This is a genomic window from Streptomyces sp. NRRL S-646 (assembly GCF_000720765.1).
Taxonomy (GTDB): Bacteria; Actinomycetota; Actinomycetes; order Streptomycetales; family Streptomycetaceae; genus Streptomyces.
Genome location: NZ_JODC01000013.1, coordinates 192,907 through 208,855 on the forward strand (window position 1 = coordinate 192,907; position 15,949 = coordinate 208,855).

Below are 15,949 nucleotides of genomic sequence, written 5' to 3' on the forward strand. Positions count from 1 at the left end.
GGGCCCTCTGAACTGCTATTTGGCTGTCGGGGTGGCGGGATTTGAACCCACGACCTCTTCGTCCCGAACGAAGCGCGCTGCCAAGCTGCGCTACACCCCGATGTCGTCGCATGTCCTGCTTGTCGCGGCGACGTCGTTTACTTTAGCCCACTGGTGGCTGGAGACGAAATCCGGTTTTCGCGCGGCGGCGGACGGGGTTCGGGCGGATGTGGTCGAGGGCGACCATGAGGACGGCGAGGCCGTAGAAGGCGAGGCCCAGGAGGAGGGCGTTGCCGAGGACGCTCTTGTAGCTGTGCAGGCCGGCGTCCAGGAACGGGTAGAGGTAGCGGCCCGGTGTGCCGGGGAGGATCAGTTCGCCCCGGACGAGGGAGAACGCCAGGTATGCCAGCGGGTAGAGCAGCCACGTCGGCGCCTGGCGGAGGTGGAGGTGGCCGCGGGCCGTCAGGAGGAGCCAGTCCAGCAGTGCGGCGATGGGGACCGCCGTATGCAGGATCTGGTTGCTGATCCACTGCCAGCCGGCCGGTGGTGTGGTGCCGCCCGTCATGGAGAACGGGGGCGAGGCGCCCCTCAGGAGCAGGTGGTACACCAGGCCGGTGATGGTGATGTACAGCAGCGTCGCACCGGTCAGGGCGGAGGGGAGCGGGCGGCGGGCCGTCCAGGCGCGGCGCGCTGCGAGCACGAAGACCAGGGCCAGCAGGATGTTGCTCTGGATCGCGAAGTAGCTCAGGACGTGGACCGGGCTGCCTAGGAACAGGTCGATCGCCACGCCTGCCGCTGCCGCCAGGGCCACCAGCAGGCGGTATACGGCGGCGAGGGGGCGGTGCACGGGGGCCAGCACCGCGGAGGCGGGGACGTAGGAGGGCGCCAGTACGGTCCCACCGGGCAGTGCCGGGAGGTCCGGTATGTCCCTGGGTATGGGAGCGGTCATGCCCCCAAGCTAGGCAAAGGGGGCATGTCGGGCGATGTGGGTGAGGCGACCGGGTTACGCCCTGGCCACCAGCGTCAGCAGCGTCGCCTCCGGCGGGCACGCGAACCGTACCGGTGTGTAGCGGTTGGTGCCGCAGCCCGCCGAGACGTGCAGGTATGACGTACGGCCTTCCGCCGTGTGCCTGGACAGGCCCTTCACCCGCGCCGGGTCCAGATCGCAGTTGGTGACCAGGGCCCCGTAGAAGGGGATGCAGAGCTGACCGCCGTGGGTGTGGCCGGCCAGGATCAGGGGGTAGTCGTCCGCCGTGAAGGAGTCCAGTACCCGCAGGTAGGGGGCGTGTACGACGCCCATCGAGAAGTCCGCCGTGGCCGACGGGCCGCCGGACACCTGCGGGTAGCGGTCGCGCTTGATGTGCGGGTCGTCCAGGCCCGTCAGCTCCAGGGTGACGCCCTCGATCTTCAGGGTGTCGCGGGTGTTCGTGAGATTCAGCCAGCCCGCCGCGTCGAAGCCGTCCCGCAGGTCCTCCCACGGGTTGTGGATCGCGCCGACGACCGGAGGGTTGCCGTTCAGGCCGTGGCGGCCCTGGACCTTCTCCAGCAGGTAGCGGGCGGGGTTGCGGGGCCTCGGGCCGTAGTAGTCGTTGGAGCCGAAGACGTACGCCCCAGGGAAGTCCATCAGGGGGCCGAGGGCGTCCAGGACCTCGGGAACGCCCTCCGGGTCGGACAGGTTGTCGCCCGTGTTGATCACGAGGTCGGGGCGCAGGCCGGCCAGGGAGCGCAGCCAGCGCTGCTTCTTGCGCTGGCCGCCGACCATGTGGATGTCGGAGACCTGGAGGACACGAAGGGGACGCATGCCGGCTGGCAGGACGGGAACCGTCACCCGTCGCAGCCGGAAGGAGCGGGCCTCGAATCCCGCCGCGTACACAACACCGGCGGCACCGGCCGCCGCGATCCCCAGAGGTACTCCGTATCGAGCGCGCATACATCCATCGTGTCAGACCCGGAAGACCCCTCGAGTCGCGCTGCCCCTTGGCGGCCCGGGTCTCACCGCCCTTTAAATGAGCGGGCGTCGGACGTTCCACACCTGCGACAATCAAATCCATGACCACCACGCTCAAGTCGAAGCTGCAGGAAGACCTCAACGCCGCGATCAAGGAGCGCAACGAGCTCCGCTCCTCGACGCTCCGGCTGACGCTCACCGCGATCACCAAGGAGGAGGTCGCGGGCAAGGAGAAGCGCGAGCTCTCCGACGACGAGGTGCTGAAGGTGATCACCAAGGAGGCGAAGAAGCGCCGGGAGGCGGCCGATGCCTTCGCGCAGGGTGGCCGGGCCGAGAGCGCCGAGCGGGAGAAGGCGGAGGGCGAGGTGCTCGCCGAGTACCTGCCCAAGCAGCTCAGCGACGAGGAGCTGGACGGGATCGTCGCCGCGGCCGTCGAGGAGGCCAAGGCCGCCGGCGCCGAGGGCCCGCGTGCCATGGGCGCCGTCATGAAGATCGTGAACCCGAAGGTCGCGGGCCTGGCTGAGGGCGGCAGGGTCGCCGCTGCGGTGAAGAAGCTGCTCGCGGGCTGAACGGCGCGGGGCGCGCCGACGGGAAACGCCTGTCAGGCCCGGGCCGCCCCGGCCCGGGCCTGCGCGTCAGCCGTGCCGCCCCCCGTTCCCGTTCCCGTTGCTCGTGCCCTGGAACAGGTTGTCCGGGATGGAGAAGGTGGGCGTCGGGAAGGTGGTGCCCCCGTTCGTGCCCCCGTCCGTGGCGCCGCCGGTCAGGCCGCCGATGAGGCCGCCGTCGGTGGTGCCGCCGTTGTCACCGTTGTTCCCGTCGTCATGGCCCTTCCCCTTGCCCTTGTTGGCGTCGGGGATGTTGACGAGGTTGAAGTCCTCCACCGCCCTGCCGTCCAGGGCGCCGGTCATCATGTCGCGCCAGATCGGGCCGGGGACCTTGCCGCCGTACACCTTCTCGTTCCAGACGCCGCCGATGGTGATGTCCTTCATCTGGCGCTTGTGGGCCGGGTCGCCGACCCAGACCGCGCCCGCCATGTTCGGGGTGTAGCCCACGAACCAGGCCGCGTACCGGTTGTCCGTCGTACCGGTCTTGCCGGCGCTCGGGCGGTTGTCGAGGCCCGCCTCCTGGCCCGTACCGTCCTCGACCACGCCCTTGAGGAGTGTGGTCACGGTGTCGGCGGTCTTCTGCGACATCGCGCGCGTGCAGGTCGACTTCGGCACCTGGAGGGACTTCTTCTGGCTGCCGACGGTCTGCGTGATGGACTCGATGGCGACCGGCGTGCAGTACATGCCGCGCGAGGCGAAGGTGGCGTACGCGTTCGCCATCGTCAGCGGGGACATCTCCTGCGTGCCGAGGGCGATGGACGGGGCCTGCTGGATCTTCTTGCCATCGGCCCGCTGGACGCCCATCTTCTGCGCCATCGTCGTCACCGGGCAGATGCCGATGTCGCTGATCAGCTGCACGTAGTAGGTGTTGACCGACTTGGCGGTCGCCTCCTTCATCGAGTACGGGCCGTGCTCCTCGATGTTCTCGTTGGTGAGCTTGACGCCCTTCTCGTTCCAGGTCTTGCCGTCGCAGGCCGGGACCGGGGCCGGGTAGTCCATCTCGTACGGCGAGGAGTACGTCTGCGTCGCCGGTGTGCCGCCCTCTATGGCGGCCGCGGCCACGATCGGCTTGAACGTCGAACCGGGCTGGTAGCCCGCACCGCCGCCCATGTCCGAGTTCACCGACAGGTCGATCTGCGTCTCGTGCTTGCCGAAGCCGTAGGGACGGGACTGGCCCATCGCGAGGATCTTGCCGGTGCCGGGCTCGACGATCGTCGCGGCGGTGGCCACGTCGTCGGTCTTGTAGACGTGCTCCTTGATGGACGCCTGGACCGAGGACTGGGACTGCGGGTCGAGCGTCGTACGGATCGTCAGACCGCCCTGGTTCCAGACCTTCGCCCGGGCCTCCTTGGTCTTGCCGAACATCGGGTTGGTGAGAAACACCTCGCGCACGTAATCGCAGAAGAAGCCGGCGCCCTTGACCGCGGTGATGCAGCCGTTCTTCGGCTGGCTGGGGTTGAGGCCCAGCGGCGTCTTCTTGGCCTTGTCGGCCTCCGCCTGCGAGATGTCGCCCATGTCGGCCATGCGCTGCAGGACGACGTTGCGGCGCCTGGTGGCCTCCGTGGAGTCGTTGACCGGGTCGTACCGGCTGGGTGACTGGACGATGCCCGCGAGGAGCGCCGACTCCTGGACGTTCAGGTCCTTGGCGTGCTTGGAGAAGTAGCGCTGGGAGGCGGCCTCGACGCCGTAGGCCTGCTCGCCGAAGAACGTGATGTTCAGGTAGTTCTCGAGGATCTTCTTCTTGCCGAGCTCTTCCTCGAGCTGGATCGCGTACTTCAGCTCCCTTATCTTGCGGCCGAGTGTCTGCTGTGTGGCCTGCGCGACCTTCGTCGGGTCGTCGCCGGCCTCCTCGATGGCGACGTTCTTCACGAGCTGCTGCGTGAGCGTGGAGGCGCCCTGGGCGACCCCGCTGCTCTGCACGTTCTTGTTGAGCGCGCGCAGGATGCCCTTCAGGTCGACCGCGCCGTGCTGGTAGTAGCGCGAGTCCTCGATCGCGACGATCGCCTTCTGCATGTACGGGGACATGTCCTTGAGGGGGACCACCGTACGGTCGCGCGAGTAGACCGTGGCGATCTGGCCGCCGTCGGCGTCGAGGATCGTGGTGCGCTGGCTCAGGGGTGGCGTCTTGAGGTTGGCGGGCAGCTCGTCGAAACTCTCCACCGAACCCTTGGCGGCAAGTCCCAGCGCGCCGACGGCAGGCAGCGCGATACCGGCCAGGACGGCCCCCGCGAGCACACTGACACCGAGGAACTTGGCGGCCTGCTGCGTGGGGGACAGGCCACCGCCCGAGCGCTTCTTTGGCATGAGGGCAGCCTACGTTCTCATTCGCCGGACACACGTATATGCCTTGGCCTAAGCTGCTCTCAACTGTCACAGCAGTAGGGCCACGTATCAATACGTCCGGCGACCCCGAATCGTTCCGGAGGTTCCCCAACTTTTTTGATGGGGACGTGTCCGAATCCGCCTTGTGTGTCACTTGGCGTCCGTTGTGACTCAACTGAACCGTCCCGTTTTGCCGGGAAGGTCACGTATGTCACCAGCTCACTCCCCCGGGTGATCTGCCGCTTACGCATAGTCCGTTCGGGCCATTCAAGATTGGGCCCGAAGGGGGTGTTGCGCTGTGCCCACCTTCCGTAACGTCCTCAACTGGCGGCGGTGAATATGCCGCTGCCGCCGTGGGGGAGCCTCGATTCGGGAGAGGACGGCGCCGGTATGGGCTGGGTAACCGACTGGAGTGCGCAGGCCGCCTGTCGCACTACCGATCCGGATGAACTGTTCGTTCAGGGAGCAGCGCAGAACAGGGCCAAGGCAGTGTGCACCGGATGTCCGGTACGCACGGAATGCCTGGCCGATGCGCTCGACAACCGCGTCGAGTTCGGCGTGTGGGGAGGCATGACGGAGCGGGAGCGTCGCGCACTGCTGCGCAGGCGACCCACCGTCACCTCCTGGCGCCGGCTTCTTGAGACGGCTCGTCTGGAGTACGAACGCGGCGTGGGGATCCTGCCGCTCGACGACGACGAGATGTACGAGAACTACGCGGCGGTGAGCTGAGGGCACCCCTCGGCTCAGTCGACGGCAGCCTCGGGCAGCTCCGGCCGGTTGGCCGCGAGCCGGTCCCCGATGTCCCTGAGCCCTGCGAGGTCGTGCACATCGCCGGGCAGCGCGGCCACTTCGGCCACCGCCACCTCGGGGTGGAGCGCGGTGAAGCGGTCACGCGTGCGCTGCTCGCGGGAGAGCAGCTGCATACGTTCGGCGTGCAACCTCAGCAGGCCTGCGGTGAGCCGCTCGACGCCCTGGGCGCCCTCGTCCTCCTGATCCGGACCGGGGGAGTGGTTCTCGGACGCGGGAGGCTCTGCGGACCCGTCAGCAGGGGATTCGGAAGCGGGGGAGTCTGAACTGCCGTACGTGTCGGGAGAGTTACGAAGTCCAGCTTTCCCGCCGTCCTGATCGACAATGCGAGGCTCCACAAGATTTTCCGCGGCGGCGAGCGCCCGCTCGGCCGACAGCCGGGCGGCGCCGCTGCCGTGGACCCGGTTGAGCACCAGACCGGCCAGCGGCATGTCCTCGGCGGCCAGCCGCTCCACGAAGTACGCGGCCTCCCGCAGCGCGTCCCGCTCCGGCGCCGCCACCACGAGGAACGCCGTCCCGGGCGCCTGCAGCAGCCGGTACGTCGCATCCGCGCGCGTGCGGAACCCGCCGAAGGTCGTGTCCATCGCGGCCACGAACGTCTGGACGTCCTTGAGGAGTTGACCGCCCAGCAGCTTGCCGAGGGTGCCGGTCATCATCGACATCCCGACGTTCAGGAACTTCATGCCCGCCCGCCCGCCGAGCTTGGCCGGGGCGGTGAGCAGCCGGATCAGCCGGCCGTCCAGGAACGAGCCGAGCCGCTTGGGCGCGTCCAGGAAGTCGAGCGCCGAGCGGGACGGCGGGGTGTCGACGACGATCAGGTCCCACTCGTCCCTGGCGCGCAGCTGCCCGAGCTTCTCCATCGCCATGTACTCCTGCGTGCCCGCGAAGCCCGCAGAGAGCGACTGGTAGAAGGGGTTGTTCAGGATCGCGGCGGCCCGCTCGCCGTCCGCGTGCGCCTCGACGATCTCGTCGAAGGTGCGCTTCATGTCGAGCATCATGGCGTGCAGCTCGCCGTCCCCGTCGACGCCCTTCACCCGGCGCGGGGTGTTGTCGAGCGAGTCGATGCCCATGGACTGGGCGAGCCGGCGCGCCGGGTCGATGGTCAGCACGACCACCTTGCGCCCGCGCTCGGCGGCCCTGAGGCCGAGGGCGGCCGCGGTCGTGGTCTTTCCCACCCCGCCCGAGCCGCAGCACACCACGATCCGCGTCTCGGGGTCGTCGAGCAGCGGGTCGACGTCGAGCACACGCGCGGGGGCCAGGTGGTGGCGGGCGGTGTCCTGTGTGTGGGCCGGCTCCGGACTCATGACATCCCCTGCTTCTGCTGCTTGTGCTGCTGACGGCTCGTGCTCCGCGTGCCCCGGCTCATGACAGGCCCTGCTCCCGCAGCTCGGTGGCCAGTTCGTACAGCCCCGCCAGGTCCATGCCCTCGGCGAGCAGCGGCAGTTCGTGCAGCGGCAGGCCCTGCTCGGCCAGCACCGCCCGCTGTTCGTGCTCCAGCGCGTACCGCTCGGCGTACTCGTCGGCCTGCTGCAGCAGCGGGTCCACCAGCTTCTCCGCGTTCCCACCGCGGCGCGCACCGCCGAGTCCCGCCGACGACAGCGACCTGGCAACAGAAGAACGCGGCACGCTGCGTACGAGTTCCAGATCCTCCGCGTCCAACACCTCGGGCCGCACCATGTTCACGATGATCCGGCCCACCGGCAGCTTCGCGGCGCGCAGTTCGGCGATCCCGTCCGCGGTCTCCTGGACGGGCATCTCCTCCAGCAGCGTCACCAGGTGCACGGCCGTTTCCGGCGACTTCAGCACCCGCATCACGGCCTGCGCCTGATTGTGTATCGGGCCGATCTTGGCGAGGCCCGCCACCTCGTCGTTCACGTTCAGGAAGCGGGTGATGCGGCCGGTGGGCGGCGCGTCCATGACGACGTAGTCGTACGCGAACCGCCCGGCCTTGTCCTTGCGCCGAACCGCTTCGCACGCCTTGCCGGTCAGGAGCACGTCCCTGAGACCCGGCGCGATGGTGGTGGCGAAGTCGATCGCGCCGAGCTTCTTCAGGGCTCTGCCTGCGCCCCCCAGCTTGTAGAACATCTGGAGATAGTCCAGAAGGGCCAGTTCGGGGTCGATGGCGAGGGCGTACACCTCCCCGCCCCCTGGAGCGACGGCGATCTTCCGCTCCTCGTAGGGCAGCGCTTCCGTCTCGAAGAGCTGCGCGATGCCCTGGCGCCCCTCGACCTCGACGAGAAGCGTCCGCTTCCCCTCGGTCGCGAGGGCCAGCGCGAGGGCGGCGGCGACCGTCGTCTTTCCGGTCCCGCCCTTGCCGCTGACGACCTGGAGCCTGCTCACGCCTTCGAGCCTAACCAGTCCGTGCGCCAACCACGCGACAGCCTGTGGACAACGCGACGGCAGGCGGTGGGCGGGCAGCGGCTAAAGTCGGCCACATGACCAAGTGGGAATACGCGACTGTGCCACTGCTCGTCCACGCAACGAAGCAGATTCTGGACACCTGGGGCGAGGACGGCTGGGAGCTCGTCCAGGTCGTGCCCGGGCCGAACAACCCCGAGCAGCTGGTGGCCTACCTGAAGCGGGAGAAGGCATGAGCGCCGTTGAGGCGAAGCTGGCCGAGCTCGGCCTGACCCTGCCCGAGGTCGTGCCGCCGCTGGCCGCGTACCAGCCGGCCGTGCAGTCCGGCTCCTACGTGTACACGGCCGGACAGCTCCCGATGGTGGAGGGCAAGCTGCCCGTCACCGGCAAGGTCGGCGCGGAGGTCACGCCCGAGGAGGCCAAGGAGCTCGCCCGCACCTGCGCGCTGAACGCCCTGGCCGCCGTGAAGTCCGTCACCGGCGACCTGGACCGCATCGCGCGCGTGGTGAAGGTCGTGGGCTTCGTCGCCTCGGCCTCGGACTTCACCGGTCAGCCCGGCGTGGTGAACGGTGCCAGCGAACTGCTCGGCGAGGTGCTCGGCGACAAGGGCGTGCACGCGCGCAGTGCCGTCGGCGTGGCGGTGCTGCCGCTCGACGCACCGGTCGAGGTCGAGATCCAGGTCGAGCTCGTCCCGTAGCGGCGCTCTGACCTCGGGGACCTCTCGAACATTCGCGCACCACGGGATAGCCTCCGCCCATGGCGAATGGGCAGTGGTTTCCCGAGGACTGGCCGGAACGCATCCGCGGGCTCGCGGACGGCACGCTCACCCCGGTCGTTCCGAAGCGCGCGGCCACCGTCATGCTCCTGAAGGACACCGACCGCGGCCCCGCCGTGCACATGCTGCGCAGACGCGCCTCCATGGCCTTCGCCGGAGGCGCGTACGCATATCCGGGCGGCGGCGTCGACCCCCGCGACGACGAGCACCACGTCCGCTGGGCGGGCCCCACGCGCGCGTGGTGGGCGGAGCGGTTCGGCGTCGACGAGAGTGCGGCCCAGGCGATCGTCTGCGCGGCCGTGCGCGAGACGTACGAGGAGGCGGGCGTCCTGCTCGCCGGACCGTCCGCGGACTCCGTGGTCGGTGACACCACGGGCGAGGACTGGGAGGCCGACCGTGCGGCCGTGGCCGCCCGTGAGTACTCCTTCGCGGAGTTCCTGGACCGCCGCGGCCTGGTCCTGCGCTCGGATCTCCTCGGCGCCTGGACCCGCTGGATCACCCCGGAGTTCGAATCCCGGCGCTACGACACCTGGTTCTTCGTGGCCGCCCTCCCGCACGGCCAGCGCACCCGCAACGCCTCCACGGAGGCCGACCGCACGGTGTGGATCCGCCCCGGGGACGCGGCAGCCTCGTACGACAAGGGCGAGCTGACGATGATGCCGCCCACCATTGCGACCCTGCGCCAGCTGGTCTCCTGTGCCACGGCCGCCGACGCGCTCGCCGCGGCCCCTGGCCGAGACCTCACGCCCGTCCTCGCGCAGGCCCGGCTGAAGGAAGGCGAGATCGAGCTGTACTGGCCCGGCCACGACGAGTTCACCAAGCACATCCCGACCGATCGTCCGACCGACAGTCCGACCGACCTTCCTACCGGTGGAGCCTCCGCATGACGGACGCAGCAGCCCTTCCGGGCCGGTCGCGCGGCGGGGGCGCGATCTCTCGTGTGCCGGCCTCCGACCGACGACTCGACCGCCCGACGACGCCGACGGAAGAGAACACCGCATGACCGACGCAGCAGCCCTTCCCGGCCAGCCGCGGGGCGGGGTTCTCACCGGCCCCGCCACCGTCCGGGCCGTCAACGTCCTGGCGCCCAACGCCTCGGCGATGACCCTCGACGGCACGAACACCTGGATCGTCTCCGAGCCCGACTCCGACCTGGCCGTCGTCGTCGACCCCGGCCCCCTGGACGAAGGCCACCTGCGCACCGTCGTGGACACGGCCGAGAAGGCCGGCAAGCGCATCGCGCTCACCCTGCTGACCCACGGCCACCCGGACCACGCGGAGGGCGCCGCCCGCTTCGCCGGGCTGACCGGCACGAAGGTGCGGGCCCTGGACCCGGCGCTGCGGCTGGGCGACGAGGGGCTAGCCGCCGGGGACGTCGTCACGGTCGGCGGTCTGGAGCTGAGGGTCGTGCCGACCCCGGGTCACACCTCGGACTCCCTCTGCTTCCATCTCCCGGCCGATCAGGCGGTCCTGACGGGCGACACCGTCCTGGGCCGCGGCACGACGGTCGTTGCGCACCCCGATGGCCGCCTGGGCGACTATCTGGACTCGCTACGGCGGCTGCGGTCGCTGACGGTCGACGACGGCGTCCACACGGTGCTGCCGGGCCATGGCCCCGTCCTGGAGGACGCCCAGGGAGCCGTCGAGTTCTACCTGGCCCACCGCGCCCACCGCCTCGCCCAGGTCGAGACGGCGGTCGAGGACGGCTACCGCACGCCGTCCGAGGTCGTCGCGCACGTGTACGCGGACGTGGACCGGTCCCTGTGGCCGGCGGCGGAGCTGTCGGTGCGGGCACAGATGGACTACCTGGAGGAGCACGGGCTCATCTAGTCCGGGCGCGGCGCCTTGATGCCGTGCACGCGCGCGTACTCCTCGGCGAGCCAGGGCCCGAGGTCGTCGACGTACGAGTGCAGTACGGCGGGATCGCCATGGGGCTCGTACCCGAGGACGGCCGCCGCGCGCAGCTGCTCGGCCCGCTCCGGGTAGTACGTGCCGAAGGCCTCGGCCATCTCCGTGAGGTCGCTGGTCCAGCCGTTCCAGCGGGGCATCACAAGCGTGAATCCGGTGCGGACGAGGTGACGCGACATGAACCGCACAAGCGGCCGCCGGGCCTCGTCGGTGTCCTCGGCGGCCGCGATCCGCTGCCGCCAGCGGGGCAGCAGCAGGGCCAGGTCCCCGTTGGTCTCGCGGGCGAGCAGGGAGTCGGGGCGGTAGCGCGGCAGGTACTCGGCGAGGTCCTCACCGAGCAGCGGCGTGCACAGGCAGGCGAGAAACCAGCCCAGGTCGTACGTCTCCGGCTCGCTCAGCAGCCGGGCCCGGCTGTACAGCAGCGTGCCGACCCCGTCGATCTGCGGGAACTCCTTGTCGACGGCCTCACCGAGTGCCCGGGTGGCCTCCCGGTCCGGGTCCGTGGGTTCCTCCCGCAGCGCGATCAGCAGATCCAGATCACTGCGCCCCACGCGCGCGGTCCCGCGCGGAACGGACCCGTAGAGGTACGCGCTGTCCAGCCGCGCCCCGAATGCTTCGAGCAGCCGGTCGCGCGCGGCGGCCACGACGGGCCGGAAGGCGTGCGGCACGCGCGCGAGGGATCCTTCGCGCTCGATGCAGCCCTGGGCGTCGAGGCCTCTGGAGGTCGCGTTTTCGGCCATGGGGTCACTACACCAGCCCGTCCGGCGTTTGCGGACGAGGCCGTTCAGGCCGAAGCGGGGGTCTGGGGGCGGCAGCCCCCAGGGACGGTCACCGCGAGCGCTTTGCGAGCCGCTCCACGTCCAGCAGGATGACCGCCCGCGCCTCCAGGCGGAGCCACCCACGCTGTGCGAAGTCGGCCAGCGCCTTGTTGACCGTCTCGCGCGAGGCGCCGACCAGCTGGGCCAGCTCCTCCTGCGTCAGGTCGTGGACGACGTGGATGCCCTCCTCGGACTGCACGCCGAAGCGGCGCGAGAGGTCCAGCAGCGCCCGGGCGACGCGGCCGGGAACGTCGGAGAAGACCAGGTCGGACATCGCGTCGTTCGTCTTGCGCAGCCGACGGGCGACGGCGCGCAGCAGGGCGCCGGCCACCTCGGGGCGGGCGCTCAGCCAGGGCTGCAGATCGCCGTGGCCGAGACCGAGCATCTTGACCTCGGTCAGGGCGGTGGCCGTGGCGGTGCGCGGGCCCGGGTCGAAGAGCGACAGCTCGCCGATCAGCTCGCTGGGGCCGACGACGGCGAGCATGTTCTCGCGGCCGTCGGGGGAGGTGCGGTGGAGCTTCACCTTGCCCTCGGTGACGACGTAAAGCCGGTCACCGGGGTCGCCCTCGTGGAAGAGCGCGTCGCCGCGCGCGAGGGTCACCTCGCTCATGGAGGCGCGGAGCTCCGCGGCCTGCTCGTCGTCGAGCGCCGCGAAGAGCGGGTTCCGCCGCAGAACGTCGTCCACGAGTTCTCTCCTTGTCGACCTGCTCAGGGGATCTTGCTCCCCCTTGGTACCAGGGGACCGTGTTCCCCGTTTTGCCGGACGGTCCAAACAGTGTGATCTGTCACAAGGATGCCGCACACCTGTCCCGAGGTAAGCGGCAGGGGTCCAATTGGGGGCCGATCTCCCGGGGCCGGGGCGGATGTCAGTGCCGGGCTTTAGGCTGGCCGGGTGTCCAAATCGCCGGTGAGAGCACAGGCCAAGGGGGCTGGGCGGGTGGTTGTACGTCGTGATTCCGCTGTGGGCGAACAGAACTCCGGCGGAGGAAAGAAACCGGCAAAAGTGACGAAAAGCGCTCCGGTGAAGAAGACAGCCGCGAAGAAGGCTGCCGCGAAGAAGACCGCGGTGAAAAAGGCCGCTGTGAAAAAGACTGAGGCCGTCAAGAAAGCCGCCGTCGCGCCCAAGAAGGCGTCCGCCGCGGTCGAGGGCGCCCCTCCCGCGAAGGCCGTCGCCAAGCCGCCGAAGAACGAGTCGCGCACCGCCCTGGTCCGCCGTGCCCGCCGTATCGACCGCGAGCTCGCCGAGGTGTATCCGTACGCCCACCCGGAGCTGGACTTCGGGAACCCCTTCCAGCTCGTGGTAGCCACCGTCCTGTCCGCCCAGACCACCGACCTCAGGGTCAACCAGACGACCCCCGGTCTGTTCGCCAAGTACCCGACCCCGGAGGACCTGGCCGCCGCGAACCCCGAGGAGGTCGAGGAGATCCTCCGTCCGACCGGGTTCTTCCGGGCCAAGACCAAGTCCGTCATGGGGCTGTCGAAGGCGTTGGTGGAGCAGTTCGGCGGAGAGGTCCCCGGCCGCCTCGAAGACCTGGTCAAGCTGCCCGGTGTGGGCCGCAAGACCGCCTTCGTCGTGCTCGGGAACGCCTTCGGACGGCCCGGCATCACCGTGGACACGCACTTCCAGCGACTGGTGCGGCGCTGGCAGTGGACGGAGGAGACCGACCCGGACAAGATCGAGGCCGCCGTCGGCGGGCTCTTCCCCAAGAGCGACTGGACGATGCTCTCGCACCACGTGATCTTCCACGGCCGCCGCATCTGCCACGCCCGCAAGCCCGCCTGCGGCGCCTGCCCCATCGCTCCGCTCTGCCCGGCGTACGGCGAGGGCGAGACGGATCCGGAGAAGGCGAAGAAGCTGCTCAAGTACGAGAAGGGCGGCTTCCCCGGTCAGCGCCTCAAGCCCCCGCAGTCGTACCTGGACGCGGGCGGCAAGCCGGCGCCGCCGCTGGGGGCCGGATGACGGGCGGCACGGCAGAGTCCCGGACCGGACGGGGCGGGCTCAGGAACGATCTCGGGCCTTCGGGGCGTTGGACTCGGCAGGACGGGGGTGGCGATGACGCGCGCGAGTAATGCGAGCAATACGCAGGGTGGTCCGGTGGTGCTCAGCAAGGAGGGGCTGCCCGAGTGGCTGGACCCGGTGGTCCGGGCCGTGGAGACGGTGCAGCCGCTGCAGCTGAGCCGCTTCCTGCCACCGGAGAACGGGGCGGGGCGGCAGTCCGCCGTACTGATCCTGTTCGGCGAGGGCGAGCGCGGCCCCGAGCTGCTGCTGATGGAGCGGGCGAGTTCGCTCAGGTCGCACGCCGGGCAGCCGTCCTTCCCCGGCGGCGCCCTCGACCCCGAGGACGGCGACCCGAAGGCCGACGGGCCGCTGCGGGCCGCTCTCCGCGAGGCCGAGGAGGAGACCGGGCTCGACCCCTCCGGCGTGCAGCTCTTCGGCGTGCTGCCCCGGCTTTACATCCCGGTCAGCGGCTTCGTGGTGACCCCCGTGCTGGGCTGGTGGCGTGAGCCGAGCCCGGTCGGGGTCGTCGATCCGAACGAGACGGCCCGGGTGTTCACCGTCCCCGTGGCGGATCTCACGGATCCGGACAACCGGGCCACCACCGTCCACCCCAGCGGCCACCGAGGTCCGGCATTTCTGGTCGAATCGGCCCTGGTCTGGGGCTTCACGGCCGGAATCATCGACCGTCTGTTCCACTACGCGGGCTGGGAGCGGCCCTGGGACCGGGAGAAGCAGGTCCCGCTCGACTGGCGGTCATGACAGGGTGTCTGCCGTGCTGTGTCTTTCCGGGGGACACTGTGATCGGTCGTCGCTGCGTGGCGGGCCGGCCCCCGGCCGACCTGAGGTGACCGCAGAGTGATGAGGCGAGGCTCGAACCGGTGAACGTGCTGGACATCCTGTTGCTGGTCGCCGCCGTGTGGTTCGCGATCGTGGGTTACCGCCAGGGCTTCGTCGTCGGCATCCTGTCGGTGATCGGCTTCCTGGGCGGCGGCCTCGTCGCCGTCTACGTCCTGCCCGTCATCTGGGACGCACTGACCGACAACGCCGAGGTGAGCACGACGGCCGCCGTCGTCGCGGTGGTCGTCGTCATCGTCTGCGCCTCCGTCGGCCAGGCCCTGACCACCCATCTCGGCAACAAGCTGCGCCGCTACATCACCTGGTCCCCGGCCCGCGCCCTGGACGCGACCGGCGGCGCCCTCGTCAACGTCGTGGCGATGCTCCTCGTGGCCTGGCTGATCGGCTCGGCCCTGGCCGGCACGACCCTGCCGACCCTCGGCAAGGAGGTCCGCGGCTCCAAGGTGCTCCTCGGTGTCGCCCGGGCCCTGCCCGACCAGGCCGACACCTGGTTCGCGGACTTCTCCTCGGTCCTCGCGCAGAACGGCTTCCCGCAGGTCTTCAGCCCGTTCTCGAACGAGCCGATCAACGACGTCCGTCCCCCCGACCCGGCCCTCGCGAACAGTCCCGTGGTCACGCGCGCGAAGCGCTCCATCGTCAAGGTCATGGGCACCGCGCAGAGCTGCGGCAAGGTCCTGGAAGGCAGCGGCTTCGTCTTCGGCGACCGCCGCGTCATGACCAACGCGCACGTGGTCGGAGGCGTCGACGAACCCACCGTCCAGATAGGCGGCGAGGGCAGGAAGTACGACGCGACGGTCGTCCTCTACGACTGGCACCGCGACATCGCCGTACTCGACGTACCCGATCTCAAGGCGCCCGCCCTGCAGTTCACGACCACGGACGCCCGCAGCGGCGACGACGCGATCATCGCGGGCTTCCCGGAGAACGGGTCGTACGACGTCCGTGCCGCACGCGTGCGTGGCCGCCTCCCGGCCAACGGCCCGGACATCTACCACCGCGGCACTGTCCGCCGGGACGTCTACTCGCTGTACACGACCGTCCGCCAGGGCAACTCCGGCGGCCCGCTGCTCACGCCCAAGGGCAATGTGTACGGCGTGGTGTTCGCGAAGTCCCTCGACGACGCCGAGACGGGGTACGCCCTCACCGCGGACGAGATCCAGGAGGACATCACCAAGGGGCGTACCGCGAACCAGCAGGTGGACAGCGACAGCTGCGCGCTGTGAGCCGCCGTTCCGGGAAAAAGAGGCGGGTCAGCCTCGGGGATGGCGCAGGCGTACCGAGACCCAGCGGGCCCGGCGGCGCAGAATGCGCGGAATGCCCACCCTGAGGTCCGTGCCCGCCATCTGCGGTGCACCGCCTCGCTGGTGGGAGCTCAGGCCACTGGCCGAGCGGCGATTGCGTGCTGCGTCACTGTAGTCGTGCGTCCAGCCCATACCCCGACGTCTGCCCCTGCCCCAAGGTCGATAACCGCCCCCTGGGCGCCCAATTGGCCTATGCGCCGGGCAATTGGCTGTTCGTAGGACACATGTTCAGATCCGGATACCGGGCGCATCGGCTCGGTCACCGATCGGGCTC

Annotated in this window: 17 protein-coding genes and 1 tRNA gene; 9 read left to right on the forward strand and 9 right to left on the reverse strand. The window is 70.0% G+C overall.

Translation table 11 applies throughout. From position 1 onward, the window contains the following. Positions 1–26 precede the first annotated feature (26 nt). The 3 genes from IH68_RS0133155 to IH68_RS0133165 all read right to left on the reverse strand — a co-directional run bounded on the left by IH68_RS0133155 (position 27) and on the right by IH68_RS0133165 (position 1,909). Positions 27–100: transfer RNA gene (locus tag IH68_RS0133155), tRNA-Pro, on the reverse strand. Between the two features lie 42 nt (positions 101–142). Then, entirely contained in the window at positions 143–928 is a 786-nt protein-coding gene (locus IH68_RS0133160) for a Pr6Pr family membrane protein (RefSeq protein ID WP_030942367.1), read from the reverse strand. A gap of 54 nt (positions 929–982) precedes the next feature. Next, positions 983–1,909, reverse strand: coding sequence for a metallophosphoesterase (locus tag IH68_RS0133165; RefSeq protein ID WP_030942368.1), 927 nt, complete (start codon positions 1,907–1,909; stop codon positions 983–985). A gap of 119 nt (positions 1,910–2,028) precedes the next feature. Between IH68_RS0133165 and IH68_RS0133170 the strand changes: the two genes are divergently transcribed. Continuing rightward, the gene (locus tag IH68_RS0133170; protein ID WP_030942369.1) at positions 2,029–2,496 is read left to right on the forward strand and encodes a GatB/YqeY domain-containing protein; all 468 of its coding nucleotides are present in this window, start codon (positions 2,029–2,031) and stop codon (positions 2,494–2,496) included. Positions 2,497–2,562: 66 nt separating this feature from the next. On the opposite strand, the gene IH68_RS0133175 is transcribed toward IH68_RS0133170, so the two are convergent. Further along, positions 2,563–4,836 (reverse strand): transglycosylase domain-containing protein, encoded by a 2,274-nt coding sequence (locus IH68_RS0133175; protein WP_030942371.1) that lies wholly within the window; start codon positions 4,834–4,836, stop codon positions 2,563–2,565. Positions 4,837–5,244: 408 nt separating this feature from the next. On the opposite strand from IH68_RS0133175, the gene wblA reads away from it, so the two are divergent. Continuing rightward, complete coding sequence (wblA, locus tag IH68_RS0133180; RefSeq protein WP_030942372.1) at positions 5,245–5,583, forward strand: transcriptional regulator WblA; 339 nt, start codon at positions 5,245–5,247, stop codon at positions 5,581–5,583. A 14-nt stretch (positions 5,584–5,597) separates the two neighbouring features. Here the strand turns inward: wblA and IH68_RS0133185 are convergent, their stop codons facing one another. Both IH68_RS0133185 and IH68_RS0133190 read right to left on the reverse strand, forming a co-directional pair. Continuing rightward, positions 5,598–6,965, reverse strand: a complete 1,368-nt coding sequence (locus IH68_RS0133185) for an ArsA family ATPase (protein ID WP_030942374.1) — start codon at positions 6,963–6,965, stop codon at positions 5,598–5,600. Between the two features lie 58 nt (positions 6,966–7,023). After that, positions 7,024–8,019 carry an ArsA family ATPase gene (locus IH68_RS0133190; RefSeq protein ID WP_234341696.1) on the reverse strand — a complete coding sequence of 332 codons (996 nt, stop codon included), beginning with the start codon at positions 8,017–8,019 and terminating at the stop codon, positions 7,024–7,026. Positions 8,020–8,096: 77 nt separating this feature from the next. Here IH68_RS0133190 and IH68_RS55580 point away from each other — a divergent pair, with 77 nt between their 5' ends. The 4 genes from IH68_RS55580 (at position 8,097) to IH68_RS0133210 (ending at position 10,624) form a co-directional block, all read left to right on the forward strand. After that, positions 8,097–8,255, forward strand: coding sequence for a DUF4177 domain-containing protein (locus IH68_RS55580; RefSeq protein ID WP_003967454.1), 159 nt, complete (start codon positions 8,097–8,099; stop codon positions 8,253–8,255). Continuing rightward, a complete protein-coding gene (locus IH68_RS0133200; RefSeq protein ID WP_030942378.1) occupies positions 8,252–8,716 on the forward strand; it encodes a RidA family protein in 465 nt (154 codons plus the stop codon). Before IH68_RS55580 ends, IH68_RS0133200 begins: the two co-directional genes overlap by 4 nt. Before the next feature lie 59 nt (positions 8,717–8,775). Continuing rightward, positions 8,776–9,681, forward strand: coding sequence for an NUDIX hydrolase (locus IH68_RS0133205; protein ID WP_030942380.1), 906 nt, complete (start codon positions 8,776–8,778; stop codon positions 9,679–9,681). 112 nt (positions 9,682–9,793) lie between these two features. Next, entirely contained in the window at positions 9,794–10,624 is an 831-nt protein-coding gene (locus IH68_RS0133210; protein WP_030942382.1) for an MBL fold metallo-hydrolase, read from the forward strand. Here IH68_RS0133210 and IH68_RS0133215 read toward each other — a convergent pair. Both IH68_RS0133215 and IH68_RS0133220 read right to left on the reverse strand, forming a co-directional pair. Next, on the reverse strand, positions 10,621–11,442 hold the full coding sequence (locus tag IH68_RS0133215) for a nucleotidyltransferase domain-containing protein (RefSeq protein WP_030942385.1): 822 nt from the start codon (positions 11,440–11,442) through the stop codon (positions 10,621–10,623). The two genes, IH68_RS0133210 and IH68_RS0133215, sit on opposite strands and share 4 nt — an antisense overlap. 88 nt (positions 11,443–11,530) lie before the next feature. Next, positions 11,531–12,205, reverse strand: a complete 675-nt coding sequence (locus IH68_RS0133220; protein WP_030942386.1) for a Crp/Fnr family transcriptional regulator — start codon at positions 12,203–12,205, stop codon at positions 11,531–11,533. A 318-nt stretch (positions 12,206–12,523) separates the two neighbouring features. Between IH68_RS0133220 and nth the strand changes: the two genes are divergently transcribed. From nth to IH68_RS0133235, 3 genes are all read left to right on the forward strand, one after another. Continuing rightward, positions 12,524–13,480 carry an endonuclease III gene (gene nth / locus IH68_RS0133225; RefSeq protein WP_051833855.1) on the forward strand — a complete coding sequence of 319 codons (957 nt, stop codon included), beginning with the start codon at positions 12,524–12,526 and terminating at the stop codon, positions 13,478–13,480. A 93-nt stretch (positions 13,481–13,573) separates the two neighbouring features. After that, a complete protein-coding gene (locus IH68_RS0133230) occupies positions 13,574–14,278 on the forward strand; it encodes an NUDIX hydrolase (protein WP_030942390.1) in 705 nt (234 codons plus the stop codon). Positions 14,279–14,397: 119 nt separating this feature from the next. After that, the gene (locus IH68_RS0133235) at positions 14,398–15,597 is read left to right on the forward strand and encodes a MarP family serine protease (RefSeq protein WP_030942392.1); all 1,200 of its coding nucleotides are present in this window, start codon (positions 14,398–14,400) and stop codon (positions 15,595–15,597) included. Positions 15,598–15,624: 27 nt separating this feature from the next. Here the strand turns inward: IH68_RS0133235 and IH68_RS58430 are convergent, their stop codons facing one another. Continuing rightward, on the reverse strand, positions 15,625–15,807 hold the full coding sequence (locus IH68_RS58430; RefSeq protein WP_078912721.1) for a hypothetical protein: 183 nt from the start codon (positions 15,805–15,807) through the stop codon (positions 15,625–15,627). Between the last annotated feature and the right edge of the window lie 142 nt (positions 15,808–15,949).